The 22489-nt window shown below is 65.3% G+C and carries 23 protein-coding genes; 16 read left to right on the top strand and 7 right to left on the bottom strand.

From position 1 onward, the window contains the following. Nucleotides 1-86 precede the first annotated feature (86 nt). Nucleotides 87-959: a universal stress protein gene (locus MVA47_RS22490; RefSeq protein WP_247209933.1), complete on the bottom strand. Its 873-nt coding sequence runs from the start codon at nt 957-959 to the stop codon at nt 87-89. A 185-nt stretch (nt 960-1144) separates the two neighbouring features. Here MVA47_RS22490 and MVA47_RS22485 point away from each other — a divergent pair, with 185 nt between their 5' ends. From MVA47_RS22485 to MVA47_RS22460, 6 genes are read left to right on the top strand one after another with little or no spacing between them, the layout of a single operon-like run. Next, nucleotides 1145-1792: a hypothetical protein gene (locus MVA47_RS22485; RefSeq protein ID WP_247209932.1), complete on the top strand. Its 648-nt coding sequence runs from the start codon at nt 1145-1147 to the stop codon at nt 1790-1792. Continuing rightward, nucleotides 1789-2283: a hypothetical protein gene (locus MVA47_RS22480; protein WP_247209931.1), complete on the top strand. Its 495-nt coding sequence runs from the start codon at nt 1789-1791 to the stop codon at nt 2281-2283. The genes MVA47_RS22485 and MVA47_RS22480 overlap by 4 nt, the downstream gene beginning before the upstream one ends. Continuing rightward, nucleotides 2280-2918, top strand: a complete 639-nt coding sequence (locus MVA47_RS22475; RefSeq protein WP_247209930.1) for a hypothetical protein — start codon at nt 2280-2282, stop codon at nt 2916-2918. The genes MVA47_RS22480 and MVA47_RS22475 overlap by 4 nt, the downstream gene beginning before the upstream one ends. After that, the gene (locus MVA47_RS22470; protein ID WP_247209929.1) at nt 2915-3490 is read left to right on the top strand and encodes a hypothetical protein; all 576 of its coding nucleotides are present in this window, start codon (nt 2915-2917) and stop codon (nt 3488-3490) included. Before MVA47_RS22475 ends, MVA47_RS22470 begins: the two co-directional genes overlap by 4 nt. 46 nt (nt 3491-3536) lie before the next feature. Further along, nucleotides 3537-4739: an NAD(P)/FAD-dependent oxidoreductase gene (locus tag MVA47_RS22465; protein ID WP_247209928.1), complete on the top strand. Its 1203-nt coding sequence runs from the start codon at nt 3537-3539 to the stop codon at nt 4737-4739. Nucleotides 4740-4799: 60 nt separating this feature from the next. Continuing rightward, nucleotides 4800-5516 carry a DNA alkylation repair protein gene (locus tag MVA47_RS22460; protein WP_247211020.1) on the top strand — a complete coding sequence of 239 codons (717 nt, stop codon included), beginning with the start codon at nt 4800-4802 and terminating at the stop codon, nt 5514-5516. A 19-nt stretch (nt 5517-5535) separates the two neighbouring features. Here MVA47_RS22460 and MVA47_RS22455 read toward each other — a convergent pair whose 3' ends face one another. Further along, a complete protein-coding gene (locus MVA47_RS22455; protein WP_099383922.1) occupies nt 5536-6585 on the bottom strand; it encodes a ferredoxin--NADP reductase in 1050 nt (349 codons plus the stop codon). 57 nt (nt 6586-6642) lie between these two features. After that, nucleotides 6643-7260 (bottom strand): mycofactocin system transcriptional regulator, encoded by a 618-nt coding sequence (mftR, locus tag MVA47_RS22450; protein WP_247209927.1) that lies wholly within the window; start codon nt 7258-7260, stop codon nt 6643-6645. A gap of 289 nt (nt 7261-7549) precedes the next feature. Between mftR and MVA47_RS22445 the strand changes: the two genes are divergently transcribed. From MVA47_RS22445 to MVA47_RS22420, 6 genes are all read left to right on the top strand, one after another. After that, nucleotides 7550-8692 (top strand): acyl-CoA dehydrogenase family protein, encoded by a 1143-nt coding sequence (locus MVA47_RS22445; RefSeq protein WP_247209926.1) that lies wholly within the window; start codon nt 7550-7552, stop codon nt 8690-8692. Nucleotides 8693-8809: 117 nt separating this feature from the next. After that, nucleotides 8810-8917 carry a mycofactocin precursor MftA gene (mftA, locus tag MVA47_RS22440; protein WP_099383923.1) on the top strand — a complete coding sequence of 36 codons (108 nt, stop codon included), beginning with the start codon at nt 8810-8812 and terminating at the stop codon, nt 8915-8917. A gap of 1 nt (nt 8918) precedes the next feature. Continuing rightward, complete coding sequence (mftB, locus tag MVA47_RS22435; RefSeq protein ID WP_247209925.1) at nt 8919-9260, top strand: mycofactocin biosynthesis chaperone MftB; 342 nt, start codon at nt 8919-8921, stop codon at nt 9258-9260. Nucleotides 9261-9345: 85 nt separating this feature from the next. After that, complete coding sequence (gene mftC, locus MVA47_RS22430; protein ID WP_247209924.1) at nt 9346-10575, top strand: mycofactocin radical SAM maturase; 1230 nt, start codon at nt 9346-9348, stop codon at nt 10573-10575. 97 nt (nt 10576-10672) lie between these two features. Next, the gene (mftD, locus tag MVA47_RS22425) at nt 10673-11860 is read left to right on the top strand and encodes a pre-mycofactocin synthase MftD (RefSeq protein WP_247209923.1); all 1188 of its coding nucleotides are present in this window, start codon (nt 10673-10675) and stop codon (nt 11858-11860) included. A 105-nt stretch (nt 11861-11965) separates the two neighbouring features. Continuing rightward, nucleotides 11966-12769, top strand: a complete 804-nt coding sequence (locus MVA47_RS22420; protein WP_247211019.1) for a mycofactocin-coupled SDR family oxidoreductase — start codon at nt 11966-11968, stop codon at nt 12767-12769. A 75-nt stretch (nt 12770-12844) separates the two neighbouring features. On the opposite strand, the gene MVA47_RS22415 is transcribed toward MVA47_RS22420, so the two are convergent. Then, a complete protein-coding gene (locus MVA47_RS22415) occupies nt 12845-13936 on the bottom strand; it encodes a CaiB/BaiF CoA-transferase family protein (protein WP_247209922.1) in 1092 nt (363 codons plus the stop codon). Nucleotides 13937-14097: 161 nt separating this feature from the next. Here MVA47_RS22415 and mftE point away from each other — a divergent pair, with 161 nt between their 5' ends. The 4 genes from mftE (at nt 14098) to MVA47_RS22395 (ending at nt 18608) form a co-directional block, all read left to right on the top strand. Beyond that, complete coding sequence (gene mftE / locus MVA47_RS22410) at nt 14098-14823, top strand: mycofactocin biosynthesis peptidyl-dipeptidase MftE (protein WP_247209921.1); 726 nt, start codon at nt 14098-14100, stop codon at nt 14821-14823. Nucleotides 14824-14932: 109 nt separating this feature from the next. Further along, a complete protein-coding gene (mftF, locus tag MVA47_RS22405) occupies nt 14933-16324 on the top strand; it encodes a mycofactocin biosynthesis glycosyltransferase MftF (protein WP_247209920.1) in 1392 nt (463 codons plus the stop codon). Between the two features lie 4 nt (nt 16325-16328). Further along, nucleotides 16329-17648, top strand: a complete 1320-nt coding sequence (mftG, locus tag MVA47_RS22400) for a mycofactocin system GMC family oxidoreductase MftG (protein WP_247209919.1) — start codon at nt 16329-16331, stop codon at nt 17646-17648. A gap of 57 nt (nt 17649-17705) precedes the next feature. Next, nucleotides 17706-18608, top strand: coding sequence for a glycosyltransferase family 2 protein (locus MVA47_RS22395; RefSeq protein WP_247209918.1), 903 nt, complete (start codon nt 17706-17708; stop codon nt 18606-18608). A 30-nt stretch (nt 18609-18638) separates the two neighbouring features. On the opposite strand, the gene MVA47_RS22390 is transcribed toward MVA47_RS22395, so the two are convergent. From MVA47_RS22390 to MVA47_RS22380, 3 genes are all read right to left on the bottom strand, one after another. Continuing rightward, nucleotides 18639-19547, bottom strand: a complete 909-nt coding sequence (locus MVA47_RS22390) for a glycosyltransferase family 2 protein (RefSeq protein ID WP_281504851.1) — start codon at nt 19545-19547, stop codon at nt 18639-18641. 12 nt (nt 19548-19559) lie between these two features. Next, nucleotides 19560-20948 carry a WS/DGAT domain-containing protein gene (locus MVA47_RS22385; RefSeq protein ID WP_247209916.1) on the bottom strand — a complete coding sequence of 463 codons (1389 nt, stop codon included), beginning with the start codon at nt 20946-20948 and terminating at the stop codon, nt 19560-19562. Between the two features lie 109 nt (nt 20949-21057). Continuing rightward, nucleotides 21058-22443 carry a wax ester/triacylglycerol synthase domain-containing protein gene (locus tag MVA47_RS22380; RefSeq protein ID WP_247209915.1) on the bottom strand — a complete coding sequence of 462 codons (1386 nt, stop codon included), beginning with the start codon at nt 22441-22443 and terminating at the stop codon, nt 21058-21060. Between the last annotated feature and the right edge of the window lie 46 nt (nt 22444-22489).

The raw sequence follows: 22489 nt of genomic DNA, 5'->3' as shown, positions 1-22489 counted from the left end.
CGGGTTTTCGGCGGAACAGGGTGGAGACGGTCAGTGGTGCTTCGCCGGCGGCGGCCGGGTTCTTGTTGACATCCATGGTGGGTACCTCAGCCGGGGAAGATGATCGTGGGAACGGTCGCGGCAGCGATGATCTTCGCTGCTGTCGAACCGAGGAATACGCGTTTGACGGAGTCGCGAGGGGTCGTGCCGATGGTGAGGATCTCACCTCGCGGCCATTCGATGCCGTCGAAGGCCGCGTCCCAGTTGTCGCCGGTGCTCACCAACGTCTGGACGCTGTCGTCGATCACGTTGCGGTGCACCAGCTCTTGCATCGACGCCGCCATCTGCTCGCGCCAGGCCTGCATGACGCCGCGTTCGGCATCGAATCCGACCTCGGGCGGGAACATGTCCGCCGGCCGAACCCCGAACGTCGCCACGCGTAGCGGGACGGACAGTCGCCCGGCCAGATCACGTGCCGAGACAACCACGTCTTCCCCGCGTGAGTCGCCGGAGAACGCGCAGGTGACACCGGTGATGGCGGTGCAACGGTAGCCCCTCGGAGCGAGCGCAAGCGGTACGGAGCTGGAGTGCATGAGGCGACTGGTGGTGGCACCGAGCGACATTCGGCCGCCGTCGTCGCCGTGGGTGGTCCCGAGCACGAGGACGTCCGCGTCCAGCTCGTCGAGCGCCACATGCAGTGACTTGGACACCGAGCCTTCACTGACGCGGCGAAAGCTCGCCGTGATGGCCGGTGCGCGGGTCCGCAGGTGGGCTCGGGCGGAGGCCTCGGCGTCGTCGCCGTAACGCTGTGCGTACTCGGCGAACTCGGCATCGACCCGCGCCATCGATGGCGTTCTCCACGGCTTGGGGGTGGCGATCACCAATACCAGGCTGGTGCCGAGCGCATCGGCCAGGCCGGACCCGAGCTCGATCGCCTCATCGCCTCCACGGCCGGGCTGATATCCGACGACAACGGTCACGGCAGGGGCCGTGCTGGGTTCATACGTCCGCCTCTTCCGATGATCTCCACGTTCACCCCCGCAAGGAATGTAACCGACCCCGGCGCACCCTGTCGGAATGTCGGGCGGGTCGTTCTTGCCGACCGACACGCGACCGGCCGCCAGAAGCGGGACCCGCAGGGCGGCCGGGTCTCTAGGATGAACCGGTGCTCAACGCCCGCGCACTGCTGTCCGCCACTCCGGCGGACGAGCGTGCCCTCATCGCGAAGGACCGTGCTGCACGGGCAGATCTACGCGCGGCGGAGTCGGCCCTGGCCGCGCTGGAGGTGGAACTCGGCGAGCGTGACCCGATTCGATCGCCGGTGTGGTTCCGGATTCTCGTCGCTGCGGTCGCGCTCGCGGCCGTGGCAGCTGTCGCCGGCGGGTATCGATACGTCACCGCCGACAGCGGGTTCAGCGATGCCGACTACCAACAGGCCGCGCGTGAACGCGTCGAGCTGCTGCTGACTCCGGCTGCCGACGATGCCTCCGGACGCAGCCGGAAGATTCTGGCCGGGTCCACGGGGACGTTCCGGGACGAGTTCGCCCAATCCGCCGATGCGTATACGAGGTTTGTACAGCAGATCGGCGCACAGGCGGCGGGAACCGTTGACGGCGTGGGTATCTCGTCGCGATCGGGCGAGCGGGCGACTCTGTTGGTCACGGCTGCGGTCGCCACCCGTACCGAGGTCACCGACGATCCCGCCAACACCGATCCGGCCGACGGACCGGACGATCGGCGGTTCCGCATCCAGGTGGACGTGGTTCCCGAGGACGGGTCCTTGAAGATCTCGGACCTGGAGTTCTTCCCGTGAGCGTAGGTACGAAACGCAGTTCGCCCACCGTTGTCTGGGCCGGGCTGGCGGCCGCGGTGCTCGTGATGGTCCTGTGCGCCGGTGCTCTCACCTGGGCGTGGCAGGTCGACGCCGACGACGACCTGCTCGCTGCCAATCGCAGCCAGGCGCAGCAACAGGCCGGACCGTTGGTGGCTCAGGTGTTCTCGTTCGCAACCGACACCTACGCGCAGGACCGTGAACGGGCGCGCTCACTGGTGACCGATGAGTTCGCCGAGCAATATGCGACGTCGCTCGATCCGGCGGCGGTGCCCGACCACTCGGTGAGCTGGACACCGATCGAGACCGGGATCTCCGACGTCGGGACCGATCATGCCGAGCTCGTGGTGTCGGCCGAGGTGGCCCAGACACGCACGGGCACCGACCCGGCGACGTTCGTCAAGGCAGTCGAGGTTCGGCTGGAGAAGGTCGGCGGCGACTGGAAGCTCGCCAGGGCGGACGAGGTGCTGTGAGCGCGCGGACCACAGCGGGCAGTGCGGAGGAGGCGGGCGGGGGCTCGACTCGGCTTCGATTGGCGCGCGAGCGTGTCGCGGAGGCGCGGGCGGCCGCCCGCAGCGCTCGGTCTGCAGCGGCGCCCGCATACGCCTCGCGAGACCGACGACGCCGTGGCCGGCTCGTTCTCGCCGGCGGGTGCGCGGCGGCCGTCGCTGTCGTATTGCTGATTGCAGCAATCGTTCTCGCCGTGCAGCACCGCGCCGCCGAGCAGGACCGTGCCCGCGACTCCGCCGTCCTCGACGACACCCGATCGGCGATTGCGACCCTGCTGACCATCGATCCCGCCGAGCCTCAGCGATTCCTCGATGAGGCGCTCGCCGTGACATCCGGTGAACAACATCAGCGGCTCGTGGACGCACGGCCCCAGGTACTCGAACTCGTCGGTCAACTCGAGGTACCCAGTACCGGCCAGGTGCTCGCCGCCGGCATCACCGGCGACGTCGACGACAACACCGCCCGTGTGTATGTGGTTGCCGAGGGCACGAACCCGGCGCTGCTCGGTGCCGGTGCGAGACAGAATCGGGTGGCTCTGGTGGTCACCATGAAGGCCGACGACGGTCGCTGGAAGATCGATCGGACACAGCTGCAATGACAGAGGACGACCCGACCGAGCGTGACATGACTGAGTCCCGCGACACCCTGCCGGCGTCTCGCCCCGAGCACCTGGGGCGGCGACGAAAAACGGTCGTGGCGATTCTGGGCATCGCCCTCCTCGTGCTCGTCACCATCGCCGTGGTGGGGTTCATCGGCCCGCAGACGCGAGGTGACGAACGCGAGGGACAGCGGCGCGAAGTTCAAGCCGCCACGTCGGACGCGGTCAGTGCGTTGATGACGTTCACTCCGCAAACGCTCGCCGATCAGCAACAGATGGTGGGACCGCGGCTCACCGGCAGGCTGCTGCTCGATTTCCGCAGTCGAGGGCCTGCGGTGGTACTGCCGGCGGCCGTGGACCTCGGCGCCCAGATGTCGGCCCAGGTGGTGGCGACGGCGGTGAACCGGATGGACTCCGACAGCGCCCGGGTACTGGTGTTCGTCAACCAGGCCATCACCGTGCCGACCGCCGACCCCGCTCAGCAGGTGGTGGCTGTCTCGCGGTGGGCCGATATGCGTAAGGTCGACGGCAATTGGCTGCTCGCCGGGCTGCAACCGGTGGGACCGGGCTGAAGATGTCGAATCAATGTGCAGGCCGTATCCAGGATGTGAGGTGGCGATGAGCGCCGCGATCGTGATTGTCGGAGCCGGGCTCGGGGGAGCCCGACTGGTCGAAGATCTCCGTAATGAGGGATACGACGGGGACCTCGTACTGATCGGTCAGGAAGAGCACCCGCCCTATGACCGTCCGCCGCTGTCGAAGTCGGTGCTCATCGGCGATCAGGACCGGGTCGATCTCAAACCGGCCGAGTTCTATGACGACAAGAAGGTGGACCTGCGAACCGGAACCCGGGTCATCGCAGTCGATCCCGCGTCGCACACGGTCACCACCGAACCGGTCGGCGGCGGCGCGCCCGAGACCCTCTCGTACGGCACGCTCGTGCTGGCGACCGGTCTGAACCCGCGCACTCTGCCGTTCGCCCGTGGGAAGGCCGGCGTGCACGTGCTGCGCACGGTCGATGATGCGCTGGCGCTGCGTTCGGAAATCGACGGCGCGCGCACCGCGGTGGTGGTCGGTGCCGGCTTCATCGGCTGCGAGGTCGCCGCCAGTCTGCACACCCGAGGTCTCGACGTCACCGTGGTGGAACCGGCCCTCGCGCCCCTCGCGGTTGCGCTGGGTGAGCAGGTGGGCGCAATGGTCGGCAGGATCCACGCCGAACGCGGTGTGAAGATCAAGACCGGGATCGGCGTCTCCGACATCGTCGGCGATGACAAGGTCACCGCCGTCACTCTCGCCGATGGCACCGAACTACCCGCCGACATCGTCGTTCTCGGCATCGGTTCGACGCCGGTGATCGACTACCTCGAAGGTTCGGGTATCGCGTTCGCCGACGGCGGCGACGGCGGTGGCATCGCGTGTGACGAGACCGGACGAACCAGCGCTCCCGACGTGTACGCCATCGGCGACGTTGCCAATTGGCGTGACGCACAGGGCAAGCCGTCGCGGGTCGAGCACTGGAACAACGTCATCGAGCAGGCGGCAAAGGTGGCGTACACGATCCTCGGCACCGAAGCCGATAACCCGCGGCCGTTTGTGCCCTACTTCTGGAGCGACCAGTTCGACATCAAGGTCCAAGCACTGGGCCACCCCTCTCCGGGCGACGACGTGCATGTGATCTCCGACGACGGAACCAAGTTCGTCGTCTATTACAGCCGGGACGGGCTGCTCACCGCCGTGGTCGGGGCCGGCAAGGCCGGAGCGGTGATGAAGATGCGTAACAAACTGCTCGCCCACGCGCCGATCTCCGACGTCCTGGAGTGAGTGGACTCTGAGGTGATGGATGCGGCCCGCCCCGCCGAAACCCTGTCGGCCGCCGCGGTGATGGCGGCCATCGACGAGGCCGGGGATCCGGATCGGGCCGCGAGTTCGGCGAAGTTCTTCCGGACGGGACGGGGTGACTACGGCGAGGGCGACCGCTTTGCCGGCGTTCGCGTCCCGGAGCAACGGAAGATCGCGAAGAGGTTCCGTGGCCTCGATCGCAGTCAGGTGAATGTTCTGCTGGACAGCGACATTCACGAACACAGGCTCACCGGATTGTTCCTACTGCGCTCGGGTTTCGAGAAGGCGCCGAGCGACCAGGACCGCCGTGCTTGGGTCGATCTCTACCTGTCAGCGGTGGACCGGGGCCGAGTGAACAACTGGGATCTCGTCGACTCGTCTGCGGAATACATCCTGGGACAATGGCTTCTGCAGTGCGACCGGGAGAGAGGCGAGCAGGACCACACGCTGCTCCTCGGGCTCGCGGCCGACACCGACCTCTGGCGTCGGCGGGTGGCCGTGCTGGCCACCTTCGCGTTCATCAGAGCCGGCGACGCCGCAACCCTTCTGGAGTTGGCCCCCTCACTGCTCGATGACCGTCGCGACCTCATCCAGAAGGCGGTCGGTTGGATGTTGCGGGAGACCGGAAAACGCGTCGACCGCCGTCTGCTGACCGACTTCCTCGACCAGCATGCCGCCGAGATGGGCCGCACCGCACTGAGTTACGCCACCGAACACCTCGCCGCACAGGAGCGTGCGCACTACCGATCACTGCGGTGACGGGTTCCGAAGACGCGGGTCAGAACTCGATCTTGAGGGTGTCGGATGTGGGCCGGGCCTGACATCCGAGGATGTACCCGTCTTCGATGTCCTCTTCGTCGAGAGCCCCGACGTTCTCCATCGCCACGGTGCCCTCCGTGACCGTGCACGCGCACGACCCGCATTCGCCTTCACGGCAGGAGTACGGAACGTCCAGCCCGGCCGACAACATGATGTCCACCAGGGTCCGGCTACGGGGCCACGACAACTCGTGCACCTCGCCGTCGAGTTCGACCTCCACCGATGCGGCGTCGGCGATCTGTTCCTCGGTGAGTTCTTCGGGCTCGCTGTCCTCGAACGGGTCACCGGAGAGTGACGAGAACACCTCGGCATGCACCTGGTGGTGCGACATCCCGACCTCGGCAAGGGCCTTGTGCACCACGTCCATGAACGGTCCCGGGCCGCACATGTATGCGTTGTAGGCCTTCAGTGGACGCAAGAGTGTTGCCAGCTTCTGCATCGTCGGGAGGCCCTGGACCGTCTCCAGCCAATGCACCACGGTGAGGCGTTCGGGGAACTGTTCCTGCAGCGCACGAAGTTCCGCGGCGAAGATCACGTCGTTCTCGCTGCGGTTGGCGTAACAGAGGTAGACGCGCCCGGTGCCCTTGAGCAGAGCGGACTTGAGGATCGACATCACGGGCGTGATCCCGCTGCCTGCGGCGAGGAGCAGGATCGGCGCGCCGAGATCGGCCGGGGTGAACACACCTGAGGGTGGCAGCACCTCGATCTGATCTCCGGCGGACACGTTGTCGCAGACCCAGTTCGACCCGTAGCCATCTGCGGTGCGCTTGACGGTCACCTTGGGCTTCTCCGAGGCGAACGGGCTCGAGGCGAGCGAGTAGCAGCGAGCCACGGATCCCGTCTGATCGCTCGGTATGCGCAGCGTGAGGAACTGACCCGGCTTGTAGCGGAATCGTTCGGCCGACTCTTCCGGTACGTCGAAGACCAGGGACTTGGCGTCGCCGGTCTCGTCGATCACCTCGGCCACGGTCAGCACAATGCTGCGGGTGCTGTGCGGGGACACGGTCACCGGCCTACCTCCTCGCCTGACGGCATAGCGGACGCCACGGAAAAACTGGAACACGTTCTAGTCGAGATTACCAGTGCGTCCGAGCGGCCCCAACTCGCTCGTGAGGCCCACGCTCAGGATATGGCTACCGCGCGTGAGCAGGTCGCCCAGATCGGAGTCGGGCCGGTCCAGCCACTGCTGGTACGCGGCGAGCGCCACGGCGAGAAGCATCCAGGCGACCGTCTGGGGGCCGTGATCGGAGGCGTCTGTGCCGGTGCGCATCGCGACGAACTCGGCGACCACATCGCGCCATCCGGTGTACATCAGCATCGAATGCGCCTGCAGGGCCGGAACGCTCAGCAGCAGGTGCATCCGCCGACGGTGATGTTCGAGGTACTCGTCCGGGACCTCGTTGAAGGCGAGCAGTGCGGTGCGCAGAGCGTCGGCGACGGGCATGTCGGCGGGGAGGTCGGCAAGCAGCCTGCGCATGTCCTGCAGGTGCTCGTCGAAGTCACCCCACGCGATCGCGTTCTTGGAGGGGTAATAGCGAAACAGGGTTCGCCGGGCGATCCCGGCGGCTGCGGCGACGTCGTCGACACTGGTCTCGTCGAAGCCGACCTCGGTGAACAGGTCGATCGCGGCATCGGTGATCTTTGCCTTGGTGGTGCTCGGCCGCCGCCCGATCTGAGCGGTCACGCCGATCGCCGTCCACTGGGCACGGCTTCACCTCCGGTGCGTCTCGCGGTCGCCGGCGTGCGACATCGCCCATGGTAGATGTCGGACAGCGGCCTGTTCCTGTTGCCTCGAAGGGCTCGCCCTATTGCCTCAAAAGGATCTGTCGCCGGGTGCAGATCAACTACGATTGCCCCACTTGCCGGGGCATGAAGTGAACCAGCGTTCCCTCACCTCGACGGCGTGGCCGGGGCATATCGATGCCGCTCCGACAGACGGTGATCAGACGTGAATGACGTTGAAAGGGAACACGATGCGTAGAACTGTATTCGAGACCGAACACGATCAGTTGAGGGAGACGACCCGCCAGTTCATTGAACGGGAGATCGCACCTCATGCCGAGCAGTGGGAACGGGAAGGCCAGGTCGACCGGTCGGCGTATCTCGCCGCCGGCAAGTACGGGCTGATCGGTTTCAATCTGCCGGAGGAGTTCGGTGGTGGCGGGATGGAGGATTTCCGCTTCAACGCCGTCATCGTCGAAGAGCTGGCGAAGTTCGGGTCCGCAACGCCTGCGTTGAGTCTGCAGAACGATGTGGTCGGGCCCTACATGGCCAAACTGACCAACGACGAACAAAAGCAACGCTGGCTTCCGGGCTTTGCCTCCGGCGAGCTGATCGGCGCCATCGCGATGAGCGAGCCCGGTGCAGGCAGCGACCTTGCCGGCATCAAGACGTCCGCAGTGCTCGACGGCGACCACTGGGTGCTCAACGGCTCCAAGACCTTCATCTCGGCAGGCATCAACTCCGACCTGGTCATCGTTGTCACCAGGACTGATCCGAACGGCGGGCACAAGGGGTTCACCCTGCTGGTCGTCGAACGCGGAATGGCGGGATTCGAACGCGGCCGCAAGCTGGACAAGATGGGCCAGCACGCGCAGGACACCGCGGAACTGCACTTCACCGATGTCCGGGTGCCGGTCGAGAACGTTCTGGGCGAGGTGAACAAGGGCTTCTACCACCTGATGCACAACCTGCCGTCCGAGCGGCTGTCGATAGCCATCGGTGCCATCGCCGGTGCGCGCCAGGTCTTCACCGACACGCTGCAATACACCAAGGACCGCAAGGCCTTCGGGCAGCCGATCGGAACGTTCCAGCACAACCGGTTCGTCCTCGCGGAAATGAGCACCGAGCTCGACATCGCAGAGCAATACATCGATCGGTGCCTGGCTGCGGTGGTCGCGGGAGAGCTGACTGCGGTGGATGCGGCAAAGGCCAAGTGGTGGACCACAGAACTCGCCAAGCGTGTGATCGACCATTGTGTCCAGCTGCACGGCGGATATGGCTATATGAACGAATACCCCGTGGCCAAGGCCTACGTCGACTCGCGGATCCAGACGATCTTCGGTGGCACCACCGAGATCATGAAAGACATCATCGGCCGCGACATGGGCCTGTAGTACCTGTCCTTTCGGACGGTTTATGCGGGATTCCCGGATTGATTCGGCCAACCTCTGGCGTTTGTGCACTGAGTGCCATTATGGTGGTCGTCACACCCACAACAGGAGGTAATCCCCATGACAGCTCAGAATCCTTCGCAGGCGGACGCCACCACCGAGACCGAGCTGGTCACCGAGTCCCTGGTCGAAGAAGTGTCGATCGACGGCATGTGCGGCGTGTACTGACGTGACTGTCACCGACTCTGACACCGTCACGGGTCGAGCTCCGGCTTCGCCTTCGTCTCCGTCGGGTCGAGCAACAGCATTCGATACCGATCGTGCGTGGGTGCTGAACTCGTCGGTCGCACTGCGCCCCGAGCCGTTCGGAGCGCTGTTGTACCACTTCGGCACTCGTAAGCTGTCGTTCCTCAAGAACCTGACGGTGGTCGAGGTCGTGCAGTCGCTCGGTGATCACGCCAGTGCTGACGACGCGCTGGCCGCTGCCGGCATCGGCGATGCCGACCGGCACCTGTATGTCAGTGCGCTCTCTGCACTGGCTGTTTCGGGAATGATCGTCCCCAACTCCTAAGTCCGGCATGGCCGCACGCGTCGCAGCCCGGCGCGTGCGGTCCGGCAAATCCCTGCCGTCGGTACGTGTTCTGTGAGGAACCCCCATGACTTCTGTTCTCGATCGCCCCTCGGCGTCGCGCCAGCCCGTCGGCCGCCTGGTCGACCAGTTCGAAAAAGGTCTCGATGCACCGATCTGCCTGACGTGGGAGCTGACCTACGCGTGCAACCTGTCGTGTGTGCACTGCCTGTCCTCCTCGGGCAAGCGTGACCCACGTGAACTCGACACCGCGCAGTGCAAGGCCATCATCGACGAGCTGCAGCGCATGCAGGTGTTCTACGTCAACATCGGCGGCGGCGAGCCGACGGTGCGGCCCGACTTCTGGGAACTGGTCGACTACGCCACCGATCACCAAGTGGGAGTGAAGTTCTCCACCAACGGCCTCAAGATCGACAAGAAGGTCGCCCAGCGTCTCGCGGCCAGCGACTACGTCGACGTGCAGATCTCACTCGATGGCGCGACCGCCGAGGTGAACGACGCAGTGCGCGGCCCGGGGTCGTATGCGATGGCGATCAAGGCGCTCGAGAACCTGCACGAGGCGGGGTTCGCCAACGCCAAGATCAGCGTGGTGGTGACCCGGCAGAACGTCACCCAGCTCGATGAGTTCAAGGCGCTCGCGGACCGTTACGGCGCAACCTTGCGTATCACCAGGATGCGGCCGTCCGGTCGAGGTGCCGACGTCTGGGACGACCTGCACCCGCTGCCCGAACAGCAGCGCGATCTGTACAACTGGCTCGTCGCACACGGCGAAGGGGTGCTGACCGGCGACTCGTTCTTCCATCTGTCCGCGTTCGCCGAGTCGGGCCAGGGTGCGCTGCCCGGCCTGAACCTCTGTGGCGCCGGCCGCGTGGTGTGCCTGATCGACCCCGTCGGTGATGTGTACGCCTGCCCGTTCGCCATCCACGAGAACTTTCTCGCCGGAAACATCTTGTCCGACGGTGGGTTCAAGACGATCTGGCAGCAGTCCGACCTGTTCCTCGAACTCCGCGAACCCCAGAACGCGGGCGCCTGCACCAAATGCCAGCATTTTGATGCATGCCGTGGAGGATGCATGGCCGCCAAGTTCTTCACCGGGCTGCCCCTGGCCGGACCCGACCCCGAATGTGTTCAGGGTTATGGCGAAGAATTGCTGGCGGGCGACCGCAGCGTGCCCTCGGCGAACAAGGACCACTCGCGTGGTGTGCCGCTTACCCTGATGACCCGTCCGCCTTCGCGTGACTGCGACGAGAACCCGCTGGCCGGTTTCACGCCGGCGGCCGCGTCGGCCTGCCACTGAACGGCGCGGCTTCACCCGGAGTCGCCTTTGATGCCGAAGGCGAACTCCCACACCACAACCCGGCAACGACGCCGGTGAGAAAAGGAATCAACACCCCATGGTCAATCCCTGGTTCGAGAGTGTCGCCGAAGCCCAGCGGCGAGCGAAGAAGCGACTTCCCAAGTCGGTGTATTCGTCACTGATCGCCGGAAGCGAGAAGGGCATCACGGTCAACGACAACGTGGATGCGTTTGCCGAACTCGGGTTCGCACCCCACGTCGTCGGCGCGCATGCCGAGCGGGAACTGTCGACAACCGTTATGGGGCAGGACATCTCGATGCCGGTGATGATCTCACCGACCGGTGTCCAGGCTGTCGACAAGGAAGGCGAGGTCGCCGTGGCGCGGGCAGCAGCCGCCCGCGGTACCGCCATGGGTCTGTCGAGCTTCGCCTCCAAGCCGATCGAAGAAGTCACCGCTGTCAACGACAAGATCTTCTTCCAGGCCTACTGGCTCAACTCACGCGAGGACATCCTCAAGCGCGCCGAACGGGCCCGCGAGGCCGGCGCCAAAGGTCTCATCGTCACCACGGACTGGTCGTTCTCGATGGGACGTGACTGGGGGAGCCCCGAGATCCCGGAGAAGGTCGACCTCAAGGCCCTGATGAAGCTGGCTCCCGAGATCGCGATGCGACCGCGTTATGCCTGGGACTGGTTCAACAAGGGCAAGCCCATCATCCCCGACCTCACCGCGCCGAACGTGGTGGACAAGGCGCAGCAGGCACCGACCTTCTTCGGCGCATACGGGCAGTGGATGCAGACCGCGCCGCCGCGGTGGGAAGACCTGCAGTGGCTGCGCGAGGAGTGGGGCGGGCCGTTCATGGTCAAGGGCATCACCCGCATCGACGACGCGAAACGCGCAGTGGACATCGGGGCCACAGCCATCTCGGTCTCCAATCACGGTGGCAACAACCTCGACGGCACCCCGGCGACCATCCGCATGCTCGGACCGATCGCCGACGCCGTCGGCAAGGACATCGAGGTACTCCTCGATGGCGGGGTGCGGCGCGGCAGCGACGTCGTCAAGGCTCTCGCCCTCGGTGCCGACGCCGTGATGATCGGCCGCGCCTACCTCTGGGGCCTGGCCGCCAACGGCCAGACCGGTGTCGAGAACGTCCTCGACATCATGCGCGGCGGAATCGACTCGGCACTGATGGGACTGGGCCGCCGAAGCATTCACGACCTCACCCGCGACGACATCATCATCCCCGAAGGCTTCGAGAAGCGATTCGGCGAAACCACCTCGTAGAGCCCGGCGCCTCCGGCAGGGTGATTCGACTAGAACACGTTACAGTTTGCTGTAACGTGACGTGGTACTCAACCCACGTTCAGATCGACGGAGGCAGTGGCCGATATGGGAGATTTCGACGGCAAGGTCGTCTACATCACGGGCATCGCCCGCGGGCAGGGCCGCAGTCACGCGATCCGATTCGCCGAAGAAGGCGCGTCGGTCATCGGACTCGACGTATGTGGTGAGGTCACCAAGATCGGGTACCCGGTGGCCACCGCCGAAGACATGGAAGAGACCGTGCGCCAGGTCAAGGCCGCGGGGGGCAATATTCTTGCCCGCCAACTCGATACCCGTGACCTGGCGGGCCAGCAGCAGCTCGTGGCTGACGGCGTCGCCCAATTCGGCCGGCTCGACTACGTCATCGTCAATGCCGGTGTGCTCACCTGGGGCAGCGTCCACGAGATGACCGAGAGCCAGTTCATGGACGTCATCGATGTCAACGTGAACGGATCCTGGAAAACGCTCAAGGCCACCATCCCGGCGATGCTCGAGGCGGGCAACGGAGGCTCGATCGTGATCATCAGCTCCGTTGCCGGGATCAAGTCGATGCCGATGCAGGCGTCCTACTCGGCGTCCAAACATGCCCTGGTCGGGCTGGCGCACACAACCGCAAAAGAGCTGGGCCGCAGCAAGATCAGGGTCAACACCGTTCACCCCTACGGCGTCGAGACCCCGATGTGCATCGAAGATGCCGACGCCTTCAAGGTGTTCGAGATGCCCGAGTACAAGGCGCACTTCGAGCCGATCCTGCCCGGTATGGCCAAGTCGGGCGACATCACCGACGCGGTGATGTACCTGTGCTCCGCCCGCGCCAAGTTCATCACCGCCTCCGCCATCGAGGTGGACATGGGCGCCACCAAGGTCTAGTCGGCCACACAGCCGACGGATACGACAACGGCCCACCCCGCACGGGGATGGGCCGTTGTTCGTGTGTCTGGTCGGTCAGTCCTGCCAGAGCGTCGCGGGATCGGTTGCGGTGCGGGCCGGTGCGGCGGGTGTGTCGGGCACTGTCCGCGAAAAGCGCGGTGCGACAGAGGCTTGCATGACACCGTCGATCTCCACCAGGGACCCGCGGCTGGCCAGATGCTTGTTCTGCGGGGCCTCTTCCCAGTCGAGTACCGGCGTGGCGCACGCGTCCGTTCCGTCGAAGATCGCGGTCCACTCGTCGCGGGTCTTGGACTTGAACACCTCGGCAAAGCGGATCTTCATGGCCGGCCACTGAGGCATGTCGAGCTGGTCGGGGAGTGTCTCGTCATCGGCGAGTCCCATCCCGTCGAGCAGGAGGGCATAGAACTGCGGCTCGATGGCGCCCACGGCGAAGTACTTTCCATCGGAGGTCTCGTAGACGTCGTAGAACGGGGCGCCGGTGTCTAGCAGGTTGGCTCCGCGCTCATTGCCCCACAGACCCGTACCGCGGAACGCCCACATCATCTGGCCGAGCACCGATGCGCCGTCAACCATTGCGGCGTCGATGGTTTGGCCCTTGCCCGACTTCTCGCGCTCCACGAGCGCCGCCAGGATTCCCTGCACGAGGAACATGGATCCGCCGCCGAAGTCGCCGAACAGGTTGAGCGGTGGGGTGGGCACCTCGTCGGCCCGGCCGACGGCATGCAGCAGGCCGGTCAGCGAGATGTAGTTGATGTCGTGGCCGGCCACCTGCGACAGCGGGCCGTCCTGGCCCCACCCTGTCATCCGTCCGTAAACCACACGGGGATTGACGGCCGCGACATCATCGGGACCGAAACCGAGGCGTTCGGTGACGCCGGGACGGAAGCCTTCGATGACGACATCGGCCCTGGCGATCAAATTCATGATCGCCTCTTTGTCCGTGGGATCTTTCAAGTTCGCCTCGACCACCGTGCGGTTGCGCAAGAGCTGGTCGGCGACTTGTCCCTCTTTGGGAAGCTTGCCGGGGCGCTCGATCCGCACGACGTCTGCGCCCAGATCTCCCAGCATCATCGCTGCGTGCGGCCCGGGGCCGATGCCTGCGAACTCGATCACGCGTATTCCGCTCAGCGGTCCGTTCTTTGCCATGTATCGCACCTCATCGTCGAGTGGTCCACCACGCACGCCACCCGGCGGGCGCAGAGCGTCACATCCAAATACTGTCGGGTGCCAAGTAAACCAGGTCCCGAGCGAATGCTCGGGCGGCAAAGCCCTTCGGGGCGAAGCGGCAACGGTCTACCATTGTCCGAATGACACCTTCGGGCGGGCTCGGCTTCCGAAGCTGGACCGAGTTGGATGATCGGTCGGCCACGGTCCTCGTCCCGTTGGGTTCCATCGAACAACATGGGCCACACCTGCCACTCGACACCGATGTGCGGATAGCGACTGCCGTTGCCGATGCCGCAACAGGATCGGGCCCGGAGTCGTGGGCGCATGAGATCGACCTGATGGTCGCGCCACCACTCAATTACGGCGCAGCCGGGGAGCACGAAGGATTCCCCGGAACCATCTCGATCGGGCACGAGGTGCTGCACTCGATGCTGGTCGAGTACGGGCGCAGTGCCTGCCGATGGGCGGCCCGGTTGGTGTTCGTGAACGCCCATGGTGGCAACGGGAGAACGTTGTTGTCGGCGGTGTCGCAACTGCGCACCGAGGGTCGGGAAGTGGCATGGTTCGGATGCGCCTCACCGGGCGCCGACGCACATGCCGGTTACACGGAAACGTCGCTGTTGCTGCACATCTCGCCGATGGCCGTGCGCGTCGAAGAGATGGTCAGCGGCAACGTGACTCCGGTGTCCGAATTGATGGCATCGATGCGCGCAGGGGGAGTGGCAGCTGTGAGTGACAACGGGATACTCGGCGATCCGATGGCGGCTTCGGCCGCCGAAGGGAGGCGAATGCTCAGCGACATGGCCGTGCGGCTGGCCGACGCTGTCGGTCGGTGGGAGCCTGACTCGAACGGGATGCTCACGTGATCGCCGGAAGTCGGCAGGATGAGCGCGAAGACGAAGGTGGGGACCCGGACGGATCGCAGGTCGACGTACCGGTCGATCCCGACGTCGCGGTCCCGCCCCCGGATTTCAGGTGCAGCTCGATCCGCGCTGCATGATCTCCGACGACCGTCGCCACATCATCGGGGGATCGCCGACCCGTCTCCTGAACCTGTCCGAGCTGGCCGGCGGCCTACTCGACGCCGACGGACGGCTCACGGTGCACGACCGCACCACGTCGCAACTGGCCAGGAAGTTGCTCGATGCCGGCGTCGGTCACCCACGGCCGATGTTCGGCCCGACCGACACCGACGTCACCGTGGTGGTCCCGGTGCGCGACAACCAGTCCGGAATCGACCGGCTGTTACCGGGTCTGGCCGGTCACAAGGTCATCGTGGTCGACGACGGGTCGACCGTACCGATCGAGGCGCCAGGCGCCCAGGTGATCCGCCTCGAGCGCAGTCGTGGACCCGCAGCGGCGCGGAACAGGGGAGCCGCCCACGCGGACACCGAGTTGCTGGCCTTTCTCGACTCCGACGTCGTGCCAGAGCATGATTGGCTCACCAAGTTGCTCGGCCACTTCTCGGACCCGAAGGTCGCCCTGGCAGCGCCACGAATTGTCGCGCTCGAGCCGGGCGGCGGCGCCACCTCGCGGTACGAGGCGCTGTGTTCTTCCCTCGACATGGGCCGCCGAGAAGGTCCGGTGGCGCCCCGGTCGCGCATTCCCTACGTCCCCAGCGCGGCAATGATCGTGCGCCGCAACTGCTTCAGCGGATTCGACGAGTCGATGGAGGTTGCCGAGGACGTGGACCTGTGCTGGCGGCTCCATGCGGACGGGTGGTCGCTGCGATACGACCCCATCGCCACCGTCGCCCACGACCACCGGCATCGTCTCTCCAAAAGCCTCGACCGCAAACGGTATTACGGGACCGGCGCGGCGCTGCTGTCGGGCCGTCATCCGGGCATGGGTGCTCCCTTGGCCCTCACCGTTCCCATGGCGGCAGCGATGGCGGCGCTGGTCACGGGGACGGCCTGGGGGGTCATGGCCGCGCTCGCCGTCTTCGGAGTGATCGGCGGGCGGCTGCATCGCCGGGTGTCGTCGATGCCCGATGCCGCCCGCACGGCCGCCAAACTGACAGCGCAGTCGGTGGGATTCGGGGTGTTGCAGTCGGCGTCTGCGATGTGTCGCCACTATTGGCCGCTGTCGATTCTCCTCGCCTTGGTGTCCAAGCGTTTTCGGCTGCTGCTGCTCACCGTTGCGGTCGGGGAGGCAGCATACGAGTGGGTCCGGTTGGAGCTGGTGAACCCCGAGCCCGGTGCACGCGTCGGCTGGTGGCGGTTCATGGTGCTCAAACGGCTCGACGATCTGGCCTACGGCGCAGGTTTGTGGCAGGGGGCGCTTGCCGGCCGCAGCATCGACGCACTCTATCCGCGGATCAGTAATACGGTGTCGACCAAAGCGCGCCCCCGCGTCGCCCCTCGATGACCTGATGAGGGGAGCTGCCGAAGTCGGCGCGGACGTCATCGTTGTCGGCGCTGGCAGCAGCGGGAGTGTTGTCGCCGAGCGCCTTTCGCGAGATCCGGATCGGCGGGTCCTGTGGCTAGAGGCTGGGCCCGGTTCACCGGGGCCATCCGCGCTGCGCCTGGACCGACTTCCGATTGGACCGGGTTCGGACCGGGTGGCGCGGTATCGCAGCAGGCAGGGGTTCGACCTACCCCGAGGGCGCGGTGTGGGCGGCTCGTCGGTGGTCAACGGCGGATACTTCCTGCGTTGGCATCGTTCGGATTTCACCGGCTGGTCCGAGGAGATCTGGCCGATGCCGGTCATCGGCGACACCTACGACAGTCTTGATGGTGGCGTGCAGGGCGGCGGCTCGATGCATGTCTCGGCATTTGCCGACGATGAGATCGGTGGGTATGCCGAGGCGTTCGAGAGTCATTGGGAATCAGAGGGTCTTGCCCGTGTCGACGCGCCGTGGACCGATGTGGGGATCAACCGGGTGCGTTCGAATCGGGACGGCCCCTTACGTCGGTCGGCAGCGCACTGGATGACTGACGATGGCGGCCGGTCGGGTCTGCGTCTGCTCACCGGCGCCGCGGCCACCGAGCTCGTGGTGCGGGGAGGGCGCGTCACGGGAGTCGCCGTCGGTGACGATGTGTTCGCTGCTGACGAAGTGATTGTCTGTGCCGGAACCCTGGGGACTGCAGAGCTGCTGATCCGGTCACCAGGCGTGCAGATTCACAGCCTGGATGTGTGGGAGCATCGCGAAGTGCTCGTGCGGTTCAGCCCCGCGGCGCTGCCCGTCGCGAAACCCCCGGCGTTGCTGCAGTCCGTGGTGCACACCTCCGACGGTGTCGAGTTACGTTGTTACGGAGGGGAGTTCGCCGACTTCATCGACGGTCTGCCGGCGACGGTGCCGGCTTTCGGGGCAGCCCTGATGCGTCCGCACGGTGCCGGATCCCTTTCGTGGGATGCGACGCACGGCCTGCAGGTCGACCTCGGTGAGCTCGACGGCGCTGACACGCGCACCCTGGGCGTGTGGGCCGAGCGACTGCGGGGGATGCTCGAAAGTGATCACTTCTCCGTGTACGCGGGGAAGGGGAGTGCTCAGATCGATCCGGTACTGAGGACCTCACAGCACGCCTGGGGCACACTGCCGATGGGTGTGGGCACGGACTGGGCCGGTGCGGTGAACGGGGTCGATGGTCTGAGGGTGATCGATGCCTCCATCCTGCCGACGGCCGGCTCGTCGGGGCCGCACGCGACCGTCATGATGGTCGCGACTCGCATCATGGATCTGATCTACTGATTTACCCACCTGAATGTCCGGTTGTCCTCCGTCAACGCCGGTGGCTACGGTGGGGCCATGGACGAATCTCGGTTGACCGTCGTGATCCCGGCCTACAACGAGGCCGAGACTCTCAGGGGTTGCCTCGACAGCTTGGTACCGCAACTGACCCACCTGTACGAGATCGTGGTGGTGGACAACAACTCGACTGATGAAACCGCTTCGCTTGTTGAGGAATTCGCTTCGAAGTACGGCAAGTTCCGGTCGGTGGTGGCCACCGAACAAGGCGTGATTCACGCCCGCACAGTCGGTTTCGACAATGCCCGTGGGGATGTGCTCGCTCGCATCGATGCCGATTCGCGCGTCGGTCCAGGGTGGGCGCAGTCGATCAAAGAGTTCTTCGACCAGTACGGTGACGTTTACGAAGCGGGCACCGGGTTGTGCACTTCTCATGATCTGCCGTTCCAAGATCGCTTTCGGCGATCACACATCGGTATCACCGACGACGCCCGGGCGAAGCTGGCCGCGATGTCGGAGCGGCCCGGGTCCGAGGGGCCAGATCTTCAGCGGTTGTTCGGGTCGAACATGGCAATGACAAAAACGGCGTGGGGTCAGGCGCGTTCGTGCAGCTGTATGCGCTCGGACGTGTTCGAGGATCTCGATCTGACCCTGTGCCTCAAGCGGAGCGGTGTCCGAATCGGTCTGATCCCCGGTGCCGACGCAACAATCTCCGGCCGGCGTTTCCTCACCCCGCCCCCGGCATACTTCAGGTACTGCCTGCGAGATCAGCGGACCTTCAAAGTGCATGGGCTGCCCAGGGAGCGAGCGAAGGCGGTGGTGCAGATGCTTGTCGTCGCCATGCCCTTCTATCTGATCAACTGGGTGCCCTTTCGGGCATACGATCCCGTCTCGCGGCGATTCACGATCCGGAACCTCATCCGGCCGCCACAGACTCGGCTCACTCCCCGCGCCCACCGTTGACCGTCGTCGAACTCTCGAGCCCCGACGGACTCACAAGCACAGCATGCGGTGGGTGATCCCGCCGCGGATCTTGCCTGCCTCGTGAGCGACGTGATAAATCCACCGACCGGTGTTCATGCGGGTGACTGCTTGCGGCAAAAGAGGATTGCGAAGTGCGAGCGACGTCACCACCAGCGGGAACAGCAGCGGCCGGTTGTATTGGGTGAAACCCATCTTCCGGTAGCGGGAATGGATCTGCGCCGCCCCCCGGCCATAGATGTAGATCTGTTTCCACAGAGACCGGTAAGTGTTGCGCAGTCGGTAGTCGAGTAGGGCTTCAGGGCTGTGTACGAGCACGTACCCAGCCAGTTGTGCGCGCCATACGTAGTCGTTGTCCTCGGCCGTGTGGACAAAGGTCTCGTCGAATCCGCCGATACGGTCGTGGACATCGCGCCACACGCCCATGTTCGCGCCGATGGCGGTCGGATACCAGCCCGGTACCGGCCAACCGTCTTCGGGCAAAGGGATCGGCCGCCACATCCGAACCTCAGGGGAGTTGAGCGCCTCGGTGTCGAGGGATCCCGACACGAGGTCGGCGGCTTCAGCGGCGGCCGCCATGCTGCTGAGCCAGTGTGGGCGTACCCGGTCATCACTGTCGACGAACGCGAGGAAATCACCTCGGGCGGCCTCGGCGCCCGCATTACGCGCATGCGACGCCCCCGGCACCGCAGAACTGTCGACGTAGACGACGTGGAGACCGTCGGGGATCGCTGGGCCATCGATGAATTCGCGTAATCCGTCGGTCGAACCGTTGTCGCTGATCACCACCTCCCAGCCGCCTTGATAATCCTGGGCGGCAAGAGCTTTCATCTGCTCGATCAGGTAGGGCATGCCGTTTCTGACCGGGATGATCACGGAGACACAAGACGGTTCCCGGCGCTGTGATCGTGGAGGGGGCATTGGTCGATGACCTCAGATGATGGTGGCTCGGTGCGCCTCGAACGACTCGCGGACGATCTGACAGTATTCGCCGATGTCGGGCATCACTGCCGAGTCGACCGTGATCGACATGGCGATGTGGTCACCCCGGTCGGAAATCGCGTGTGCCAGAGTCCCTCCCGTGCCGAGCGGTTGTAATGTAAAACTGTCCACGATCGCAATGCCGCATACACTCCCGTACCGGGCGACGCCGGGCAAGTTGGTGATCACCACATTGAAGCGGGGTCGCCCGGGAGCCTTGCCGCGGTGTGGAGAGCGAGACCCGAGCATCCGGAGAACTGGTGCGGGCACGATGTCGATGAACCCTGCCGTCTGTTCTGCCACCTTCTGTTTGACTCTGATCTTCTTGCGCGCGGTCTCCGCGGCGATCAGCGATATCCGCACCCGGGGATCCGCTTCGGTGGTCACCAGATCCACGACCACCGGAACGAACTGGTTTGCCGCATCCGCTTCCCGCATTCCCCTGGTGGACACCGGAACCAGAGCAGAGAGCGACGACTCCGGGGTCTCGTCGTTGCGACGGAGATATTCGTCGACGGCTTGTCCGACGATCGACAGCATGAGGTCGTTGACCGTGGCGCCTTCCAGTCGGGACTTCATCCTGATCACATCGTCGCGGTCGAAGCGTACGTAACCTGCTGTCCGTGGTCCGCGGAAGACCTGGTTGAAACGGGTTACCGGCCACACCCGATGCTGGTGCCTGCCGCTCGCCCGGGCTTGCTGTCTGGATGCCCGCACAAGCTTCGCGCCCTCTTTCGCGAACCGTCCCCAGATCGCCGGTCCGCGGCGGAGTTCGCGACGGGTCAGAGCAGCGCGAGATGCGGTGTCCGTTCCGACGACCCGGCCATCCGCGCGCGCTGTATCGCTCACGACGTCGCCGCCGAAGACCTTCTCACCCAGGGTGGCCGAAGTGACTCCGTCGAACGCGATGTGATGGAACCGGAACACGACAAGACTGCACAGGCCGCATTGGCCGGGCACGCCGGTGACATCGGGGATGAGGTGCACGAGCCAGGGAGCGTGGGACAGGTCCATTGTTGTGTCCCCGAATTGCTCCACGAGAGCCAGCGCCGAGGACCACGTGCCAACCCCGCGGTGGACCTGCAGGTGGGCGGCCGCCGAGAAATCGGGATCAGGAACCCAATACGGGTAACCGATGTCTGCCGGTAGCCGGATCAACTTGCTGTTGAACAGGTCTGAGATGCAGACTCGTTGGCCTATCCACTCCAGCAGGACATCCTCAGTGAGTTCGAGCGGCCGGCCGGAGGGGTTCACGAGGATCTGGCAGCTGACCACCGTGGCCGTCGCGTTCCCGTCCCCGAGGTAGAGGTATGCGGCGTCACGCGCGGTGACCTGTTTCATGAGCGATCTCCGGTGGTGTGACGAGCTGTCGACCCGGTCCCGGGACGTGCAGGACCTCGGTTGCGACGAGCGTGGTTCAGCTGGCCAGGTGAATGAGTGGTCAGGGGTCTCAACCGACCTCGGCCTGGTGCGTCTTGAAGGACTGCTCGATGATCTGGCAGTACTCGGTGATGTCGGGAAGCATCGCCCGGTCGGCGGTGATCGACACCGCCAGCTTGTCGGCGCGGTTCGTGACCACATGGGCCAGGGTCGACCCGCCGGCCACGGTTTGCACCGCGAAGCCGCCCAGAACGTCCAGCCCGAAGATCTTTCGTCTCGTTTGTGCGCTGCTGACGTTGGTCACCACGATGTTGAACGCGGGCGAAGCTGGGGCCGCCTTGGGCTGCTGTCTCGTGAGGACACCGAGGATGCGGAGCAGCGGTGCGGGCGTGACGTCCACGACAGCAACAGGCGCTCGACTCACCTCGTCGATGATCCGCTTCTTCTCCCGGCTCGTCTCGTCGGAGATCAGCCGGACACGTGCGGTGAGGTCGGCCTCGACGGTGTGCAGATCGACAATCATCGGCACGAATTGATTGGCCGATGCGGACTCCCGCATCGCCCGAGTCGACATCGGCACCAATGCGGACATCGACGATCGGGGCCGTTCCCCCACCTGGGTCAGGTAGCGCCGGGTGGCCTCGCCTATCACGGACAGCATCAGGTCATTGACGGTCGCGCCTGGAACACGAGACCGCACGTCGTGCACGTCTTGAAGATCGATCATCACACTGTCCGCGATCCGCGGTCCTTCGAACGGTGCGTTGAACCGGATGACCGGCCACGTGCGAGGTGCTCTGGGGCCGGGCGTCGTCGGATCTGCCCGCGCCCGACGAATCGCCGAGGCACCCACGGTGGCGAAGCGCCGAAGGTGACCGGGCAGTCGGATCAGTTCCCGCAGGGCGACAGTCGCCCGCGATGCGTCGGCCGGCCCCACGATTCGGCCGGCGGCCCGGACCTCGTCGGTTATCTCGAGATCGCTGAACATGGTGGTGGTCAGGGCACTGAACAAAAGCCCGTCGAAGGCGGCGTGGTGGTAGTGCAGTGCCACCAGCGTTGACAGCCCGGCTTGGTCCGGTGCGTCGGGGATGTCGGTGATGACATGCATCAGCCACAGCGGACGGGACGGGTCCAGTGGTGTGGCCGCGATGTCCGCCACCAGGTCTCGGGCTGCGGACCAATCCGCCACGCCATGGAACCGGACATGCGCGGCGGGGTCGAATGCCGGATCCGGCACCCAGTAGGGCAACCCGATGTCGCCGGGTAGACGCATCAACTTGCTGGTGAACAGGTCCGACACCTCGAGGCGCTCGCGCAACCATTGCACTGCTTCGATGTGACCGATGGTCAGCGCCCGGCCCTCTGGGTTGGGCAGCAGGTAGCACGACACTATGGTCGAGGAATTCTGATCGCCGAGATACACGTATGCGGCGTCGCGTCCCGCGATCTGTTTCATCGCGTCGGTTTCCGTGGCATGGATGTTGATGTTAGGCAACAACGCC

Origin of the sequence: Williamsia sp. DF01-3 (assembly GCF_023051145.1) — a bacterium.
Taxonomy (GTDB): Bacteria; Actinomycetota; Actinomycetes; order Mycobacteriales; family Mycobacteriaceae; genus Williamsia.
This window is presented reverse-complemented; position numbering and strand designations above follow the sequence as displayed.

What these genes read in the sequence shown, in the direction of transcription:
- MVA47_RS22395 (WP_247209918.1), top strand. Translation starts at nt 17,706, where the DNA reads ATGGACGAATCTCGGTTGACCGTCGTGATCCCGGCCTACAACGAGGCC.
- MVA47_RS22465 (WP_247209928.1), top strand. Translation starts at nt 3,537, where the DNA reads ATGAGCGCCGCGATCGTGATTGTCGGAGCCGGGCTCGGGGGAGCCCGA.
- MVA47_RS22445 (WP_247209926.1), top strand. Translation starts at nt 7,550, where the DNA reads ATGCGTAGAACTGTATTCGAGACCGAACACGATCAGTTGAGGGAGACG.
- MVA47_RS22460 (WP_247211020.1), top strand. Translation starts at nt 4,800, where the DNA reads ATGGCGGCCATCGACGAGGCCGGGGATCCGGATCGGGCCGCGAGTTCG.
- mftG (WP_247209919.1), top strand. Translation starts at nt 16,329, where the DNA reads ATGAGGGGAGCTGCCGAAGTCGGCGCGGACGTCATCGTTGTCGGCGCT.
- MVA47_RS22380 (WP_247209915.1), bottom strand. Translation starts at nt 22,443, where the DNA reads ATGAAACAGATCGCGGGACGCGACGCCGCATACGTGTATCTCGGCGAT.
- MVA47_RS22385 (WP_247209916.1), bottom strand. Translation starts at nt 20,948, where the DNA reads ATGAAACAGGTCACCGCGCGTGACGCCGCATACCTCTACCTCGGGGAC.
- MVA47_RS22390 (WP_281504851.1), bottom strand. Translation starts at nt 19,547, where the DNA reads ATGCCCCCTCCACGATCACAGCGCCGGGAACCGTCTTGTGTCTCCGTG.
- MVA47_RS22420 (WP_247211019.1), top strand. Translation starts at nt 11,966, where the DNA reads ATGGGAGATTTCGACGGCAAGGTCGTCTACATCACGGGCATCGCCCGC.
- mftC (WP_247209924.1), top strand. Translation starts at nt 9,346, where the DNA reads ATGACTTCTGTTCTCGATCGCCCCTCGGCGTCGCGCCAGCCCGTCGGC.
- mftE (WP_247209921.1), top strand. Translation starts at nt 14,098, where the DNA reads ATGACACCTTCGGGCGGGCTCGGCTTCCGAAGCTGGACCGAGTTGGAT.
- mftD (WP_247209923.1), top strand. Translation starts at nt 10,673, where the DNA reads ATGGTCAATCCCTGGTTCGAGAGTGTCGCCGAAGCCCAGCGGCGAGCG.
- MVA47_RS22470 (WP_247209929.1), top strand. Translation starts at nt 2,915, where the DNA reads ATGACAGAGGACGACCCGACCGAGCGTGACATGACTGAGTCCCGCGAC.
- MVA47_RS22415 (WP_247209922.1), bottom strand. Translation starts at nt 13,936, where the DNA reads ATGGCAAAGAACGGACCGCTGAGCGGAATACGCGTGATCGAGTTCGCA.
- mftA (WP_099383923.1), top strand. Translation starts at nt 8,810, where the DNA reads ATGACAGCTCAGAATCCTTCGCAGGCGGACGCCACCACCGAGACCGAG.